Annotated in this window: 13 protein-coding genes and 1 tRNA gene; 3 read left to right on the top strand and 11 right to left on the bottom strand. The window is 36.2% G+C overall.

The genetic code is table 11. The annotated features are described in order from the left end of the window. Nucleotides 1-6 precede the first annotated feature (6 nt). The 11 genes from ABVM53_RS07960 to ABVM53_RS08010 all read right to left on the bottom strand — a co-directional run bounded on the left by ABVM53_RS07960 (nt 7) and on the right by ABVM53_RS08010 (nt 11,240). Entirely contained in the window at nt 7-414 is a 408-nt protein-coding gene (locus ABVM53_RS07960; protein ID WP_405330829.1) for a thioesterase family protein, read from the bottom strand. Nucleotides 415-503: 89 nt separating this feature from the next. Continuing rightward, entirely contained in the window at nt 504-1,853 is a 1,350-nt protein-coding gene (mgtE, locus tag ABVM53_RS07965) for a magnesium transporter (RefSeq protein WP_405330830.1), read from the bottom strand. Between the two features lie 200 nt (nt 1,854-2,053). Continuing rightward, on the bottom strand, nt 2,054-2,911 hold the full coding sequence (rsmA, locus tag ABVM53_RS07970; RefSeq protein ID WP_405330831.1) for a 16S rRNA (adenine(1518)-N(6)/adenine(1519)-N(6))-dimethyltransferase RsmA: 858 nt from the start codon (nt 2,909-2,911) through the stop codon (nt 2,054-2,056). Between the two features lie 29 nt (nt 2,912-2,940). Continuing rightward, entirely contained in the window at nt 2,941-3,267 is a 327-nt protein-coding gene (locus ABVM53_RS07975) for a DUF4286 family protein (RefSeq protein ID WP_371455257.1), read from the bottom strand. Between the two features lie 35 nt (nt 3,268-3,302). After that, nucleotides 3,303-5,087: a tetratricopeptide repeat protein gene (locus tag ABVM53_RS07980; RefSeq protein WP_405330832.1), complete on the bottom strand. Its 1,785-nt coding sequence runs from the start codon at nt 5,085-5,087 to the stop codon at nt 3,303-3,305. A gap of 64 nt (nt 5,088-5,151) precedes the next feature. Next, on the bottom strand, nt 5,152-6,420 hold the full coding sequence (gene serS / locus ABVM53_RS07985) for a serine--tRNA ligase (RefSeq protein WP_405330833.1): 1,269 nt from the start codon (nt 6,418-6,420) through the stop codon (nt 5,152-5,154). A 91-nt stretch (nt 6,421-6,511) separates the two neighbouring features. Next, nucleotides 6,512-7,867 (bottom strand): HTTM domain-containing protein, encoded by a 1,356-nt coding sequence (locus tag ABVM53_RS07990; RefSeq protein WP_405330834.1) that lies wholly within the window; start codon nt 7,865-7,867, stop codon nt 6,512-6,514. After that, nucleotides 7,860-8,795 carry a bifunctional riboflavin kinase/FAD synthetase gene (locus ABVM53_RS07995; protein WP_405330835.1) on the bottom strand — a complete coding sequence of 312 codons (936 nt, stop codon included), beginning with the start codon at nt 8,793-8,795 and terminating at the stop codon, nt 7,860-7,862. Before ABVM53_RS07995 ends, ABVM53_RS07990 begins: the two co-directional genes overlap by 8 nt. Nucleotide 8,796: 1 nt before the next feature. After that, nucleotides 8,797-9,420 carry an aminoacyl-tRNA hydrolase gene (pth, locus tag ABVM53_RS08000; RefSeq protein ID WP_128756270.1) on the bottom strand — a complete coding sequence of 208 codons (624 nt, stop codon included), beginning with the start codon at nt 9,418-9,420 and terminating at the stop codon, nt 8,797-8,799. A gap of 228 nt (nt 9,421-9,648) precedes the next feature. Beyond that, nucleotides 9,649-10,272, bottom strand: coding sequence for a 50S ribosomal protein L25/general stress protein Ctc (locus tag ABVM53_RS08005; protein WP_128756271.1), 624 nt, complete (start codon nt 10,270-10,272; stop codon nt 9,649-9,651). A 26-nt stretch (nt 10,273-10,298) separates the two neighbouring features. Continuing rightward, complete coding sequence (locus tag ABVM53_RS08010; RefSeq protein ID WP_128756272.1) at nt 10,299-11,240, bottom strand: ribose-phosphate pyrophosphokinase; 942 nt, start codon at nt 11,238-11,240, stop codon at nt 10,299-10,301. 134 nt (nt 11,241-11,374) lie between these two features. Here ABVM53_RS08010 and ABVM53_RS08015 point away from each other — a divergent pair. From ABVM53_RS08015 to ABVM53_RS08025, 3 genes are all read left to right on the top strand, one after another. After that, a tRNA-Leu gene (locus ABVM53_RS08015) sits at nt 11,375-11,457 on the top strand. 299 nt (nt 11,458-11,756) lie between these two features. Continuing rightward, entirely contained in the window at nt 11,757-14,279 is a 2,523-nt protein-coding gene (locus ABVM53_RS08020; protein WP_405324896.1) for a helix-turn-helix domain-containing protein, read from the top strand. Between the two features lie 276 nt (nt 14,280-14,555). Continuing rightward, nucleotides 14,556-17,534, top strand: coding sequence for a SusC/RagA family TonB-linked outer membrane protein (locus ABVM53_RS08025; RefSeq protein WP_405324899.1), 2,979 nt, complete (start codon nt 14,556-14,558; stop codon nt 17,532-17,534). The last annotated feature ends 12 nt before the right edge of the window (nt 17,535-17,546 follow it).

Here is a 17,546-nt window from a genome sequence, read left to right on the forward strand (position 1 = left end):
GTAATTTTATTGATTTACTTCTTCGTAATAAGCAGCAAAACCTTCTGGAACACGTAATGGTTTACGCGTTTCCATATTGAGTAAACACCAGTTTGTTATTGCCGTTGCGAGAACTTTTTGATCTGCAGGACGGTAAATTTTTGTACGTCTAAATGACCGAACCCCTTCAAACTTTTCTATCCAGGTTTCTATAGTGATCTGTTCTCCTTCAAATGCTGGCGCATGGTATTTTATAGTATGCTCTAGAGCCACCCACGCATATATTTGTAGCATTTCATCTGTAGAATTATGCTGCCAGTGTGCTTCTGCAACATCTTGAACCCACTGCAAATAGATAACATTATTTACATGACCAAGATTATCTATGGCTTCTGGAGGGACAGTTATGTTAAGTTTGAAAGTTTTTGCATTCATTCTTCAAAAATACTAAACTAAAATCTGCAAGCATATTTTAGAATCTATTTTGAGAATATTTTGGGAAGATTTTTAAACTGAAGTGCTCTCTAAAAGCCCAGCATAAGTTTCGCTAGACTGAAATAAATTAAAATACCAAAAATATCATTGCTTGTAGTTATAAAGGGTCCGGTTGCAATTGCAGGATCAATACCCTTCCAATTGAGTAAAATAGGTACAAATGTGCCCACTAGTGCCGCTACGATTATCACCGAGAGCATAGCAGTTGCGACAGTTAAACTAAGCAACCAACCAAAACCGAATATTAAGCCGAATGTAATTACAAGTATTCCTAGGGCTATACCATTTATAAGACCTATGCTTATCTCCTTAAGTAGCCGTAACCATAGACTACCGGTAACATTATCATTTGCGAGACCTTGCACGATAATTGCACTCGACTGAACGCCAACATTTCCTGCTACCGCAGCGACTAAAGGAGTAAAGAAAAAGAGTTCGGGATGTACTTGTAAAGCGCCCTCAAAACTCTTCATAATATTTACTGCACCCAGACTTCCTACAAGCCCTAAAACCAACCACGGAAGACGTGCACGTGTTAGTTCCCAGGTGGTATCATCGGCCTCAGCTCCTTGTGATAAACCGGCTGCCATACGATAATCTTCATCGGCCTCATCCCGTATAAAATCTAAAATATCATCGATCGTTATTCTACCCAATAACACTCCAGAATCATTTGTAACAGGTACAGCTTCCAGATCGTATTTCTGCATTAAACGAGCGACATCTTCACCAGAATCATGAACATTTACAGAGTCTACATTTGGAATATAGATGTCAGAAATTTTTGATTTTGCTTCTGCTGTAAGTAAATCTTTAAGTGAGAGTCGTCCTATAAGATGATCTTTTTTATCAACTACATAAACCGAATGCACGCGAGTAACATTTTGTGCTTGTGCTCTCATTTTACGTACACAACCCGCTACAGTCCAGGTTTCACGAACCCTTACAAGCTCTTTTGCCATTAGCCCCCCTGCTGAATCTTCTTCATAAAGAAGCATTTCCACAATATCGCGGGCGTGGTCTTCATCTTCAATAGCGTCAATTACCTGCTTTTGGATCTCATCAGACAGCTCAGATAAAAAGTCTACCGCATCATCGGTATCAAGTTCATTAAGCTCATCTGCAATTTCCTGAGGGGATAGATTGTCAAGAATGTCTTCTCGCAAATCTTCATCCAGCTCCATAAGAGCTTCAGAAGTAGTCTCACTATCAAGAAGTTTTACCAGATAGGTAGCTTCTTCGGTAGTAATCTCATCAAAAATCTCAGCAATATCTGCGTGGTGAACTTCATCAAGAAGTTCTAAAATAGCAACATCATTACGAGCCTCGATTAAGTTTTCGATTTGCTCTATAAGGTCTTCGGTAATTTCAAAAGCCATAGTTGCTCACTTAACGGGTTATTGCATTCTTTTTTGAGTCTGGCAAATATAAATAAACTAGTGTGAGACAAGAGTGAGTTTGTGACAGATTTACGGGTCATCAAAAGCATTTAAAACACTTCCTACATCAAGGATATGCTTTATATTTCTTAAGGGAATATATGAGGTTTTCTTCTTGTGTAGTCTATAGTTTTTGCCTGCTATTCTTCGGTATTCAAATCTTGGTTAATAGCTTGAGTAAGTGCAATAAATTGAGCGACATCTAACTGCTCAGGACGTTTGTCAAATAGGTCTTTTGCTCTTAATGTGTCGCTTAAATCTAATTGTTTTAAACTGTTTCTAAGAGTTTTACGGCGTTGTTGAAATGCCATTTTCACAACTTTAAAAAGTTCGTCGGGATCACAGGCAAGCTCTTTATAATTTGCTTTACGAGTAAGTTTAAGAACGCCGCTATCTACTTTTGGCGGCGGGTTAAAGACTTCCGGTGGCACTGTGAATAGATATTCTGCATCGTAGAACGCCTGTGCCAGAACAGAGAGAATACCATACGTTTTACTACCAGAAGGTGCGCAAATACGCTGTGCCACTTCCTTTTGAAACATTCCGCTAAATTCAGGCACCTGATCCCGCCATTCAAGCATTTTGAATACAATTTGGGTGGAAATGTTGTACGGAAAGTTTCCAGTTATGGCAAATGCTTTATCTGCATAAAGTTCACTAAGATTATATTTTAGAAAATCTGCTTCAAGAACAGTCAATGAGCCAGTTTCAAATAATGCCGGATATTCTAACGGGAAGCTGTGGTTGAGGTAAACTATAGATTCACTGTCAAGATCCATTGCAGTAATATGACTTTTCTCACGCAAAAGGTATTTTGTTAAAACACCGGTACCCGGACCTATTTCTAAAACATCATCATAACCAGAATGCGATAAAGTATCTGCGATCTTCTGGGCAATACTCTCGTCTTTCAAAAAATGTTGACCCAGATGTTTTTTCGCCTTTATAGGATCGTCTGCTGTAGGTTTAGAATGTGATCTGGTAAACTTTTTTTTCATCTGAGTTCTGTGAATGGTTTTATCTAGTACTATTGAGCCTTGAATTCTGTTTGCTCAGAAACGATTTCAAGTTCAGTCCTAAAGGCAACAATTTTGTCCCCAAAGCGAGCAGCAGCCTGTCTAAGTCGTGGAGCGTCTTCTTTGTAATATCGTGTTAAACTGTCTTTGCTTTTAGCAGTGTATTGTACCGAGTAGGTTTTTCCACCCATTTCTTCTTCTACTAAAACTTTTGTCATTAACGCTTTTAAGAATTTTCCGGTTGCTAATATCTCAGGGATATGTTCATTGCGCATCCAGTAAAGCCAGTCTTCGTGAACACTATCGTCAACATTTACGGTAACATTATATATAATCATAGGAGCTTTTTATTTTGTGCAGGCAAAGATACGCCTCAGTTGATAGCGTCTCCCCTTAATTTACGATATTTCTGTTGGGCTTCTACATAAAAGATACTATCTGCAAAATTAAAGATGATTTGCTCATACTGAATTTTAGCTTTCTCCGGCTGGTTAAGTACGGTAGCATATAGGTTGCCTAATCTATAAAATGCATCATCAGCTAAAATATCTTCTTTATATAGGGTAGTGATTTTTATATAATTCTGTTCTGCTTTATTAAATTCTTTGTTTTTTTCAAATAATATAGCCTGAGCTAACAGCGCTTCATCTTCAATAGATTTGCCTTTTTGTGAGATGAGGAGGCTGTCGTAAGCCGCAAGAGCTTCAGTGTTTCTATTTTGATAGTGTAGCAATTCTGCTCGGGCAAAAGCTTTTAAACCCGTATAGGTAGAGTCTTCTATTGCATTGTCTGTAATAAGCAGATAAAGATCTTGAGCGTCATTTGCAATAAGTTGAGTTGCCGAAGACTTTAAAACTTTTAATTGGGTCTTTGCCCATTCAAAATCTCCTTTATAATAGCTGGCCTTTGCCACTTTAAACCGGGCTTCCTGAGCTATGGGATTATTGGGTAATAATTTTTGAATTTGAGAATAGTAAATAAGAGCTTCATTAAAGCGTTCTTCCAGAAGTAGAATATCTGCAAGTTCCATTTTTATACGTGCCTGCTGAAAAGCATCTAATGGAAGGTCGAGAGTTTCTTTTAGAAATAAAGATGCGGCAGTAAATTCTTTTTTATTGAACGCAAGAAAATGAGCATAATCTGTCTGAAGATTTAATGTGCCTAGCCCTTTGCCATATTCAGCAAGTAGATTTTGATAAGCCGTTTTTATAGTTTCAAGTTCGTTTGGCTGAGCTGTTTTGATCTGTAACTCTAGAATTTTTTGGCTTGCGTGTAATTTTAGCTCGCTAACGGTTGTTGTTTCGATAATATAATTCAGAATAGATACTGCCAGATCATCCTCTTCATTATCTAATGTCACATCTGCAAGTCTTAATATCCCCAATAAATTATTGTTGCTTCGTTTTGCAATAGCTTTCTCCTGTAAAAATGCTTTGTTGTATTCTTTCTGCTGAATAAAAAGCCAACTTAATTTGCGATTGTATAGTAAGTTGGGGTCTTCTTGCATTCGTTTTAGAAGTATTTTTCTCAGGATTTCATTTGCGTCATTTTCGGGATCTTCAGTAATAAACTCATTAAAATAACGCTGTACAATTCCTTCCTGTTTTTCGTCTTTTAAAATAAGATCGAGATAAGCATTAAACATCTCATCAATTTTACCTTGCTCGCCGTAAATGCGCGCTAAGGCTGATTCAAAATTATATCGGGAATCCTGTAAAGAAGCTTTTGTATAGACTGTTGTGGCTTCATCAAGTAAACTATATTGCTGAAAAGCATTACCTACTTGATAGGCAAAAGCTGTATTTTCTGCAATGCTGGCGATAGCAAGATCATAATATGTTTTTGCCTCGTTCTTCTTTCCTTGTAATTGGTAAGTGTACCCAAGGTCGACTAACAACGTTTTGTTGTTTTTAATTTTTGAAATTGCTTCAATAAGTAAGTTTTCTGCAGCCTCAAAATTTTTTAGCTGATGATAAACTCCTGCCAGTGATCGTATGTAATTAGAATTTAAAGGAGCCTCTTTTAAAAGCTCTTGATAGCTTAAAGCCGCCTTTTCATAAGCTCCTTGTTCTACATAGTTACGAGCCAACTCATCTTGTGCAATACCGTTTAAAGAGGTGCAAAGCAAAACAAGTAAGACTAAAAGGGCGCGTATCACGTAGTTACAATTTTTAATAAATATACTAAAGTTGCGCCAGTATTAGTCTGGGTAACTATAGGCTTTATATTTTATCAAAACCACAATACGGAATCAAAACCTCAGGGATTTCAATACCAGTTGCTGTCTGATAATTTTCTAATATGCCGGCTAAAACTCGAGGTAAAGCTAGAGCACTTCCGTTAAGAGTATGTGCTAGTTGCTTGTTACCATCTGCATCGCGGTAACGTAATTTAAGTCGGTTTGCTTGAAATGTTCTAAAGTTTGAAACACTACTTATTTCTAACCAGCGATCCTGAGCTGTAGAAAAAACCTCAAAATCATAAGTTAGAGTAGAAGTAAACCCTAAATCTCCACCACAAAGTCTTAAAATACGATACGGTAATTTAAGTTCGTCAAGAATAGATTTTACGTGTTCTACCATTCCATCCAGAGCGGCATCACTATTCTCAGACTTTTCAAGTCGCACAATTTCTACTTTGTCAAACTGGTGCAGACGATTTAAACCGCGTACGTGAGCCCCGTATGAACCAGCCTCTCTTCTAAAGCAAGGTGTGTAAGCAGTACAGGTTATAGGTAGATCTTTTTCTTCAAGAAGACTATCGCGATACATATTTGTAACGGGTACTTCTGCGGTAGGAATTAAGTATAAATCATCGATGCCCGCGTGATACATCTGTCCTTCTTTATCGGGTAATTGTCCTGTTCCAAAACCTGATGCCTCGTTAACAAGATGTGGAACTTGATATTCCATATAGCCGGCAGCAGTATTCTTATCCAGAAAGTAATTAATTAATGCGCGCTGGAGGCGGGCACCTTTTCCTTTATAAACCGGAAAACCTGTACCTGTAATTTTATTTCCCAACTCAAAATCGATAATGTCATATTTTTTAGCCAGCTCCCAATGTGGTAAACTACCTTCCTCTAAAGTAGGAATAGCTCCCTTACGGAAAACCTCTTCATTATCATCTTCAGTCTTACCTGCCGGCACACTGTCTTGAGGTATGTTAGGAATTGTATATAACAATTGATCCAGCTCAGCTATTGTAGCAGTTAGAGCATCCTGCAGGTCTTTAGAATCTTCTTTAAGTTTTACGGTACGTTCCTTTAAAATGTTAGCCTTTTTAGCTTCACCATTTTTAAACATCATCCCTATTTCTTTAGAAAGCTTATTACTTTCTGCAAGAGTATTGTCTAAAGAAGTTTGTGTGCTACGACGCTTGTCGTCAAGAGAAATTACCTGATCAAATATAGACGAGGCATCAAAATTACGTTTTGTAAGCGCTTTAATATATTCATCTTTGTTCTCACGAATGTCTGCAAGGTGTAGCATATCTAAAATTTTAGACGGCAAAAGTACGTAAACCCGATTTAAAAACGGAGCCTAAAATTTCTCGAATATGAACTTAGGTTGAGTAACTTAATTAATTGCGTACTTCGTATTTATTAGAAGTTTCTGAAGAAGAGTTGAGCGGAGATGGCAATATCCATTCATTATGCCAGAAATAATCCCATTTTGCAGCAGCCATGTCGACCTCGGGGTCAATAAGGGTATGGTATTTACTGTCATTCACGCGTATTTTACAATTAACGTAAATAGCTACATCCTTACCTTTTGCGGCAAAATCTTTTTTAATACGTTGACAAAATTGCCAGATTACATCGGGTTTTGTGCCTACTGCGCGTTGTTGTTTTCGAGAAAGCATTTTTGTATGATCAAAAGGGATGGTTAGTCCAGACTCTTTATCAACTACTTTGAAACTTATTCTGCCACCTTTAGAGCGTAACATCATTCGCCAACTAAGTCTGTGACCTTCTTCGGTCCATAAAACATCATCACTAATTACCCAATGACGCAACGGTAAACCTATTTGTATTATAAAATAGATTGCGGCAACAACAAGCATTGGTTTGTAATTTGCCGGTTTAATAATTTCCCCTGCTGTATAAAGCTCTTTCTGAGGAAGAAAAATACGCTGTATGGTTTCCGAAGGAAAAAAGAACACGGTAAACGCAAGTGACATATATGGGAATATGCCTATTTGAAATACAAAGGAGTTGAATAGATGGAAGAAAATTGAAAAAATAAAAGCAAACTTTCTGGTGGGCTTCCAGAGTAATGCGGGAATTATAAAGAGGTCAAAAAATATACCGAAGTAAGCAATGGACCAGTGCACCCAAGTTAACTGAAGAAAATCACCTATAAGCCAGTAATTAGACTTTGCAAGCATAAGCTGCGCTGCCATACTCGCATCTAACCAGTCTGGGTAAAATTTTGCTGCAGATGCATAGGTATAAACAATCCATAATTGAGCGATTATCACGATATACACCCAGCGCGGCATACTTATCTTTTTTAAACCTGGGTTTTGCTTTACATCAAGAGATAAGTATCTATTAGCGGGCATACAAGCCATTATCCCCAGTAAAAGCATTAAAAGGTAATAGTGATTATTGTAAGAGGATTTTTGCATAAGATAGACGGCAGACCACATTATGCCGTATACAATGATACTAAAGCGGTACTTGAAACCGAGCATAACAAATACTCCAAACAGCCCCATAATGCCGTAATAATATAGCATCCCATTACCCGGCAGCGGTTGTAAAAAATTTAATCCTATAAAATTAAAGGTAAATTCGCCTTCCATGAGCGTGGTGCGAATCCACCCGGTAGCGATAGCGCCCCAAGCTTCAACAGTAATTAAAAAACCAAATAACACTCTAAAAACGATAAGTGCGCTGTTGTCTACACGTTTGAAGAGATATTGGTTAAGCATTTAAAGTTTTTATGAAGTTTTTAGAAAAATACTCATCTTCTTGCATCGCTGTGATTAGCTCATCTACAGATTCAAATTTTTTCTCGTCGCGTACGCGTGTAAGTAATTCTATCTGCAAATGCTTGTCATACAAATCTTCATCAAAATCAAAAAAGTAAGTCTCTACAGTTAGATCGCTTCCGCCTACTGTGGGATTTGTACCTATGTTCATCATCCCATAAACCTTTTTGTTACCTATAACAGAACGCACTACATAAACCCCTTTTGCAGGGATAAGTTTGTAGTTTTCTTCGATTTTAAGATTTGCTGTGGGATAATTAAATTTTCTACCCAGACCTTTGCCACGTGTAACTATGCCATTAAGCATAAAGGCATATCCTAAATATTCATTTGCACGGCTGATATCGCCTTCTAGAAGTGCTTTTCTTATTTTAGTAGAGCTTACAGCAACATCGTCTACATCTTGCTTTGAAATTTCTTCAACTTCAAAATTGTATTGCTTACCGTACTCCTTTAAGTCGTCGATATTTGCGTTACGATTACGTCCAAAGTGGTGGTCGTAACCTATTATTACTTTGTGAGCTTTGAGCTGGTCTACTAAAATTGTTTTCACAAACTCCTCTGCGGTCAATCTCGAAAAATCTTGAGTAAAAGGATGAATGATAAGATGGTCTAGCGTAGTTGCTTCTAGTAATGCTTTACGTTCTGCAATTGAGTTTATCAATTTTATTTGAGTGTCTTTTTGTAGCACCATACGAGGGTGCGGAAAAAAAGTAAGCACTACAGACTCTAAGTCGTTGTTGTATGCACTCGCGAGTAGTCTATCTATTATTTTTTTGTGGCCCAGATGAACTCCGTCAAAAGTACCTATAGTTACTACGGTATGTTTTGAGCCATTAAAGCTTTCTGCAGATGTATGTTGTTCCAATTTATTTACCGTTGTACTCGTTCATTGTATTTGTAATTCCCGAAGCTATAAAACTTTCTATAACTTTACAGGACATATCTAACCTTTCGGGCATGTCAAGTTGCTCTTCTTTCACCCATTCACCAAGGACATAATCTACTTGTCTACCTTTACTGAAACGATCTCCAATCCCAAAACGAAAGCGATTATAGTTTGATGTGAGCAATTGATTTTGAATATCTTTCAAACCATTATGTCCGCCGTCACTACCTTTAGTTTTTACTCTGATTGTGCCAAAATCAAGATTGAGGTCATCTGTGATAACTAACAAATTCTCCAGATTAATTTTTTCTTTCTGCATCCAGAAATTCACAGATTTCCCACTAAGGTTCATATAGGTATTTGGCTTCAATAAAATTACTGTTTTGCCTTTAACCTTTGTATATGCTACATCACCTAATTTTTCGGTAGTCCAGGAAGTTTCTTTTAATTCTGCGTATGCGTCCACTACTTTAAAACCTATATTATGGCGGGTTTCTGTGTATTTAGGACCTATATTTCCCAAGCCTACTATTAAGAATTTCTTCATAGGGTCTACTATTTCTTTTTTTGATGAGCCAAAAAGATTGCTAAAGAATGTACTCATAGTTATTGTGCGATTAATCAATGGCACTCTTAATTGATACTTGTTTTGTTTGCAATTTATTTACTAACGCAAGCACAACAAATCCCTGCAAATTTATGATTTTGAATGTATAGATGATTAATAATAGGCAAAGCTTCTCAGAAAAATTGTTCGAATTGTAGTGGGTTAGAAAATGAGCAAAAAAAAACACCCACAAAGTGGGTGTTTTCTATTGAGTTTTGAATAAAACTATGCTTCAGGATTAGCAGCTTGTTCAGTTGCTTCTGTTTCAGTTTCTTCTTCATCATCATCTTCAAGATCTTCAACCATATTACGTGAAGTTCTAACTTGACAAACAACGGTGTTGTCTGGGTGAAGGTATTTCCAATCTCCTTGTTCAACTTCAGTAATGTACAATTTGTCACCAATTTTAAGTTTAGTGATATCTGCAATTACAAAATCAGGAAGGTTTTTAGGCAATGCCTTAACGCGTAATGTACGGAATGTCTTACGTAGAACACCACCATTACGTACACCTCTAGAGTTACCTTCGTAGTGTACAGGGATTGTCATTGTAACTTCTTTACCTTCAAAAATCTGATAGAAATCTACATGAAGAATGCGATCTGTTACCGGGTGAAATTGAATGTCTTGAAGAATTGCCATGTAGGTAGTTCCGTCAAGCTCCAAAGTCGCGGTATGCGCATCTGGAGTATAAACCAAACTTTTAAACGCTAATTCTGGTGCGTTAAAGTGTACTGGCTCATCCCCTCCGTATAATACGCAAGGAACCTCTCCAGCATTACGTAGGGCTTTTGCAGCTTTCTTGCCCACGCTTTCTCTTTTAGATCCTGTGATCGTGATTGACTTCATTTAATTATATATTAAGTATTAATAAATTACATTATAAATTTTGATGCAATTGAAGTGTTGTTGTGAACACGGTGCATTACATCTGCAAATAAATCTGCGCAAGTTACTATACGCACTTTATTGCTTTCTCTTCGAGGAGGAATACTATCTGTTACAATAAGCTCTTGCAGCTTGCTATTTTCTAAACGCTCGTAAGCATCACCACTTAATAAGGCGTGAGTACAGATAGCTCGTACGCTAATAGCGCCACGCTCCATCATTAAATCTGCAGCTTTAGTAAGTGTTCCTGCAGTATCTACCATATCATCAACTAAGATAACATTGCGCCCTTTTACATCACCTATAAGCTCCATATAGCTTATAACGTTAGCTTTCTCCCGTTGTTTATAACAGATAACGACATCACAATCTAAAGCTTTTGAATACGCATAAGCTCTTTTTGACCCACCCATATCTGGTGAGGCGATTGTAAGATTCGGTAAATTTAAAGAACGTAAATAGGGTAAAAACACGGTTGATGCAAACAAGTGATCAACAGGACGTTCAAAGAATCCTTGTATTTGATCTGCGTGCAAATCCATAGTAATTATACGGGTTGCTCCTGCAGTTTCTAATAGGTTAGCCACTAATTTTGCAGCTATGGGAACTCTTGGTTTGTCTTTACGATCTTGTCTTGCCCACCCAAAATAGGGAAGTACAGCTGTTATATGTCTTGCTGAAGCACGTTTTGCAGCGTCAAGCATAAGCAGCATTTCCATTAAGTTTTCACTGCTAGGCATTGTTGAGCCTATAATAAAAACCCGTGTACCTCTTATAGATTCTTCAAATGAAGGCTGAAACTCGCCATCACTATAAGTTGAAGTGATAATTTTGCCTAGCGGTTGCCCGTAAGCCTCAGCTATCTTTTCTGCTAAAGCCCTGCTTTGTGTACAGGGGAATATTTTTGCTTCGGGTTCTTGTAAAGGCATCTGTATCTTATGTTTAGATTAGCTAAATTTATAAGAGGCTGCAAAAGTATAAATTTAATTGTCTAGTGAAGTTTTTTTAATGATAAATTTTAATGAAAGATTGGTATTTTTTACTAATTTTGACCTCCACATTTGCCTCGGTGGCGGAATTGGTAGACGCGCTGGATTCAAAACCCAGTTCTTACGAGTGCGGGTTCGATTCCCGCCCGGGGTACCAGAAGCCGCATATTGCATAAAAGCGATATGCGGTTTTTTTCTTTTCTAAGTATTTACAACTTTATCTTGAATCCGCCATTGATCACAAATCCATCAACTGGCGCATAGATATCTCTAAACTGAGGATTAAAGTTGTTGCGTTAATTTCAACTACCTTATATTTAACAATCATCAATTACAATGAGCGTCTAAAATTTTCCATTGTATTTTATACTTTAAGGCGTGTCAAGTTTTAAATAGTGGATTCTAAGAATGAATAATTTGGTACGTTATTTATGTTTTATTTTTTTTATTTCAAACATGTCGTTCGGGCAGGTTTCAAATTTTACATTTTCTGAGCTAAACACTTCACACGGTCTTAGCGACAATCAAGTACGTTATATTCTTCAACTTGAAGATGGTCGTATGGTATTTACTACTAGTGGGAATATAAATATATATGATGGTTATAAATTCAAATACATACATCGCAGTAATAAAGATATAGCTACGCTAACTAAATACGATGGTCATTATCGTATTTATCAAAGTAACGATTCTCTGTTATGGATCAAAGATCAATATAAGTTAATGAGTATTAATCTTAAAAAGGAACGCTATGTCAAACAACCATTAGCTTTTTTAAATCGTACAGGTATCTCTCAGCCCCTTCAAGATTTTTTTCTGGATGATCACAAACGAATATGGCTACTTAGTAATGAAGGGCTTTTACAACCTCAATCTAAACTTTCGATTGAAAATCTTACTCAATTTGGAAGATTACAAGATTTAGGAAGTAATGGGGATTTTTTATACCTCTTTTATAATACTGGTGCAGTGGTTTGTTACGATTTAAAAATGCAAAAGCAAATGTATTCTACAAATGCGTATGCATTAAGTGATTTAGAAAATTACGATAGAACTTCTATGGTGGTTAAAGCGAAAATGGGTTTTTATCAACTTCGGAATGGTCTTCAAGGTGGTTTTTTCTTTTTTAATCCTAAAACCAGAACTTGGAAAACCATTTTAGAAACCCCATACATATTAAACACTCTAGATATAACAGATAAGAATAAAGCTTATATAAGCTGCTTAAAAGGTATTTGGGAAATTGATCTAAATGAGAATATTAAGAACTATTTACCATCTCTCAAAACAATAGACGGGAATATAATTAAAACTCAAATAAGCACTCTTTTTTATGATTTTCAAGGAGCTTTATGGATAGGTACATTCAATCGTGGACTCTTGTATCATCATCCTTCACGATTTAGTTTTAGAAAAATTGGACCTAATTATTTTCAACAGTCTACTTTAGAAGACTTAGCTGTTCAGTCTTTTGCAGAAGATGTTAATGGATCTATTTATATAAAGACAAATACAAGTTATTATCAATATCATATTAAATCAAATGATAGTGTTTATTTAAGTGAAGTTAAGTGGGAAAGTTTGTCACGCGATGTTATTAATCAATTAAATAACTCGACACAAACAACAACCTATAAGGATAAATCTTATACAGTTCTGTTTACAGATAGTCGCAATTGGGTGTGGGGTGGGACATCAGACGGCTTAGAGCTTTTTAGACACATCGATGAAAGCGGAAAAATGATTCACGTTGAAGATGGATTAGTTAACAATTTTATACACGCTATCTTAGAAGATCAACATAACCAACTCTGGATTACAACCAGTAATGGGATTTCCAAAATAAAAGTTGAACCAAAAACCGAAGCCCTTCATTTCACTAATTTTAATGAGCTTGATGGCACTCTAACAGGAGAATACCTAAACGATGCTGCTTATCAATCTCAAGATGGAACGTTATTTTTTGGGGGAGTTGATGGTTTTAATACCTTATCCTCTAATCCTATATTAGTTCCTGACCTACCTTTTAAACCCTTACTAAGATTGCTTAGAATTCACGGTAATAAAATAGAGCCGCTTCATAATTACGATAATAGAGTAATTTTAGAGCAAACAACACCACTAGTTAAAGAACTCAATCTCAAATACAACGAAAACTTCTTAACCTTAGAGTACGCACCGCTCAATTATATAAATAATGAGAAGACCTATTACCGATATAGACTGATAGGAGTTGATAAAGACTGGGTAACCGTAAACCCTGGTTATACTATCGATGGTGTTTTAAATATAAACTATACAAATCTACAGCCAGGAACGTATGAGCTATACGTGATGACCTCAAACAGAATAGATGAATGGCAAGGCAAAAAAAGCAAGTTAAAAATTACGATAAATCCACCATGGTGGAGAAGCCCTATTGCATATATTGGGTATTGTGTAGGGATTTTAACACTAACTTTTACAGCATTGTATTTTTATATGCGTTATACTAAGAATAAAATCGCTCAGCAACATCGGGAAGAAATATTGCTTTTAAGAATACGTAATCTTATTGAGCAACGTAAAACTTTTGAAGAAACACAGGAGGAACCTGAAGCTAGTGAGGATTTTACTACAGAAGATCCAGTTCAAAAACCTGCAGATATAGCATTTTTAAATAAAGCTATTGAGATAGTTGAAAAAAATCTAAATGCACCAAATTACACGGTAGAGAATCTAAGCAGCGACTTAAATATGGAACGTACTGGTCTTTACCGAAAATTAACCAAATTATTAGAAGAATCTCCAAGCCATTTTATCCGCAATCTTCGGCTTAAAAAGGCAAAACAACTAATACTAGAAGGTGATTTAACAATTACAGAAATCGCAGACCGCGTAGGTTTTAGCAGCTCAAGTTATTTGAGCAAATGTTTTAAAGAAGTTTACGGGTGCACTCCTTCAAATTATAGCGAAAACACTAAAAAATCAACATAAGTATTATCTCTTTCAACATAATTATCATTACACTAACTGTTGATTTATAGATATTTGCTTTAGTTAGTTAACATTTTTTTATAACTCATATTCATAGCTTATAATAAGATGCTTGGCTGACTAGTTTGGATCCAGTTAAAATTTCCCCATACCAGATGACATTCAATTCAATCTGAAATCAAACATTTAACTGGTTCTTAAAAAACTCGTTTTTTGAGTTCTTTACTGTAATAGGAAATTTTACAATCAATAAATCAACTTTTAAATCCAATAAAAATGCAGCAATTTGCAACACTTTTCAAATTGAAACGAAATCGATTTCGTTTAACCTTCATATTTACTTTGTTACTTGCAATATCAGGTTACACTCAACAGAATACAGTGACTGGAGTTGTAACCAGTTCACTAGACGGGATGCAGTTGCCGGGTGTAAATGTAATGGAAAGAGGAACCTCTAATGGTGTAGTTACCGGATTAGATGGTGATTATACTATTAAGGTATCTGCAGAGGCGGTATTAGTTTTTTCTTATGTGGGTTTTAAAACTCAAGAAGTTATTGTAAATAAAAAGACTAAAATAGATGTCCAATTAGACGAGGATATGGAGTCTCTGGATGATATTGTACTTGTAGGTTATGGATCTCAACGAAAAGAAGACATAACCAGTGCTGTTTCTTCCGTAGATTCTGAGGAATTTGTAAAAGGGAATGTCAACGATATAGGACAATTACTTCAAGGTAAAGTTGCAGGTTTATCAGTCTCTATGACTAGTGGTGATCCACGCGCAGGATCACAAGTTCGATTGAGAGGTACAAACTCTATTATAGGTTCAAGTAGTCCCCTTATTTTAATTGACGGTATTCCGGGAGATTTTAGAACGGTAGCTCCAGAAGATATTGAGTCGGTAGATGTTTTAAAGGACGGTTCGGCAGCTGCTATTTATGGTACACGAGGAACTAATGGTGTTATTTTAATTACAACTAAAAGAGCTAGCGGCTCTTATACAAACCGTGTAGATTATTCGGTTAATCTAAGTACACAACAAATTGCAAACCAATTAGAAGTATTATCAGCAGATGATTATAGACGTCAGATCGAGCAAGGAGTCAGAGATCCAAGTCAGGATTTCGGAAGTTCTACAGATTGGCTTGATGCCATTACACGCACACCGTTTAGCCAGGTACACAACTTAACTTTTAGAGGTGGTAATGCTACAACAAACTATCTGGCAACCATCAATTATCGGGGTTTAGAAGGTGTTTTTCTAAAATCGAATAATGAGACTTTTTCTGGTCGTGTTGATATTAATCACAATATGTTTGATGATAAGTTAAAATTTAACTTTGGTCTAATAAGTCGTAATCAAAATAATACAACGACTACAGATCAAAATTATACATACAGACAGGCATTACTAAGAAACCCTACAGAGCCTATATATGATGAAGATGGGAACTGGTTTGAACGACCTGGAAACTTTGATTATGAAAATCCATTAGCCCGTATTTATGAATCTGATGGGGAAGAGCGATCACTTTTTAATAGATTTAATGCACAAATCACCTATGAACCAGTAACAGATTTGAAAATTAATGCACTAGGATCTTTAGGGCGCTATTATCAAACCCGTGGTTATTCTGAAACTAAAAATCACATCTCAACAATAAGAAATGGTTTAAACGGCTACGTGTCAAACGGAACTCGGGAAACACAAGAAAAACTTCTTGAATTAACGGCTCAATATTCTAAATCTTTAGAAAAGCACAATCTTACGCTATTAGGCGGTTATAGTTATCAAGAAAGTTATTATCGGGATTACTCTATGACTAACAGAGATTTCCCTACAGATGAATTTTCATATCATAACATAGGTCTTGGTAATGGAATCAATGAAGGAGATGCGACAGTAGGAGGTTATACCTCAACCTCCAATTTAATAGGTTTTTTTGGTAGACTTAATTACAATTTTGATGATAAGTATTTGCTTATGGCCAGTGTGCGTCACGAGGCTGCAAGTCAATTGTACCGTACAAAAAAGCCCTGGGGAACCTTTCCAGCAGTTTCTGCAGGATGGAGATTATCACAAGAATCCTTTTTAAAAGATGTTGATTTTCTTTACAATCTTAAAATTAGAGCAGGTTATGGAGTAACAGGAACTCCAAATGGCGGAGGTTTTGGTGCTGTTCCTCTACTAGGTTACGGCTCATATTTTTACTACAATGGTGAGTGGATAAGAACCTTAGTTCCATCTCAAAATCCCAATCTAGATTTAAAATGGGAAGAAAAACATGAAACGAATTTAGGTCTTGATTTTGGTTTTCTTGAAAATAGAATTAGTGGTAGTATAGATTATTATGTGCGTGATATTCACGATTTACTATACGATTATTCGGTACCTACCCCTCCTAATTTATATCCTACAACTCGTGCTAATGTGGGGAAAATGAAAAATGAAGGTCTTGAAGTGGCTTTAAATTTTGTACCGGTACAAAACCAGAATTTTGAATGGACTTCAAACATGAATTTCTCTACAAATACAAATAAATTGATAAGCCTTTCAAACGATTTATATCAATCTACCAATGACTATTTTACGGCAGGATATACCGGACCTCCAGTGCAAACCTTTACTCATATTATTGAAATAGGCGGACCGGTAGGTAACTTCTATGGCTTTAAAGTAACAGGGTTAGATGAAAATGGGTTGTGGATTTATGAGACACCAGAAGGTGAAACACAAAGTTATGATGAGTTTGATCACAGTTTTGAAAATAAACAGATACTAGGAAACGGTTTGCCTAAATATTATGCGAGTTTTAATAATAGTTTTCGCTATAAAAAGCTTGATCTAAGTATTACTATGCGTGGTGCATTTGATTATCAAATTTTGAATTTTGAGCGTATGTATCTTGAAAATTCATCTATTAAACAATATAATAGACTTGCCACATCTGAAGATGCAATATTCGGGAGTTCAGTCGCTTTAAATGCTCCTGAGGAATTCAACAGTTACTATCTAGAAAATGGTGATTTCTGGAAGATTGATAACATTACTATTGGATACAATTTTGATGAAATAGGAAAGTATATTAAATCGGCTAGGTTATCATTTTCTACATTAAACACCTTCACCTTTACAAACTATAAGGGTATTGATCCAGAAGTTAACCGAGGTGGGCTTGATCCTGGTAATGATGGTCGTGATAAATATCCAACTACTAGAACCTTCACATTAGGCTTAAATGTTTCCTTTTAAAAAAATAATTGT

Source organism: Leeuwenhoekiella sp. LLG6367-2.1 (assembly GCF_045055775.1).
Taxonomy (GTDB): domain Bacteria; phylum Bacteroidota; class Bacteroidia; order Flavobacteriales; family Flavobacteriaceae; genus Leeuwenhoekiella; species Leeuwenhoekiella aequorea.

Excerpts from the sequence above, each read along its gene's own strand:
- pth (WP_128756270.1), bottom strand. The coding sequence starts at position 9,420 with ATGAGTACATTCTTTAGCAATCTTTTTGGCTCATCAAAAAAAGAAATA.
- ABVM53_RS08025 (WP_405324899.1), top strand. The coding sequence starts at position 14,556 with ATGCAGCAATTTGCAACACTTTTCAAATTGAAACGAAATCGATTTCGT.
- ABVM53_RS08020 (WP_405324896.1), top strand. The coding sequence starts at position 11,757 with ATGTCGTTCGGGCAGGTTTCAAATTTTACATTTTCTGAGCTAAACACT.
- ABVM53_RS07990 (WP_405330834.1), bottom strand. The coding sequence starts at position 7,867 with ATGCTTAACCAATATCTCTTCAAACGTGTAGACAACAGCGCACTTATC.
- rsmA (WP_405330831.1), bottom strand. The coding sequence starts at position 2,911 with ATGAAAAAAAAGTTTACCAGATCACATTCTAAACCTACAGCAGACGAT.
- ABVM53_RS07960 (WP_405330829.1), bottom strand. The coding sequence starts at position 414 with ATGAATGCAAAAACTTTCAAACTTAACATAACTGTCCCTCCAGAAGCC.
- ABVM53_RS08005 (WP_128756271.1), bottom strand. The coding sequence starts at position 10,272 with ATGAAGTCAATCACGATCACAGGATCTAAAAGAGAAAGCGTGGGCAAG.
- ABVM53_RS08010 (WP_128756272.1), bottom strand. The coding sequence starts at position 11,240 with ATGCCTTTACAAGAACCCGAAGCAAAAATATTCCCCTGTACACAAAGC.
- serS (WP_405330833.1), bottom strand. The coding sequence starts at position 6,420 with ATGCTACACCTTGCAGACATTCGTGAGAACAAAGATGAATATATTAAA.
- ABVM53_RS07975 (WP_371455257.1), bottom strand. The coding sequence starts at position 3,267 with ATGATTATATATAATGTTACCGTAAATGTTGACGATAGTGTTCACGAA.
- mgtE (WP_405330830.1), bottom strand. The coding sequence starts at position 1,853 with ATGGCTTTTGAAATTACCGAAGACCTTATAGAGCAAATCGAAAACTTA.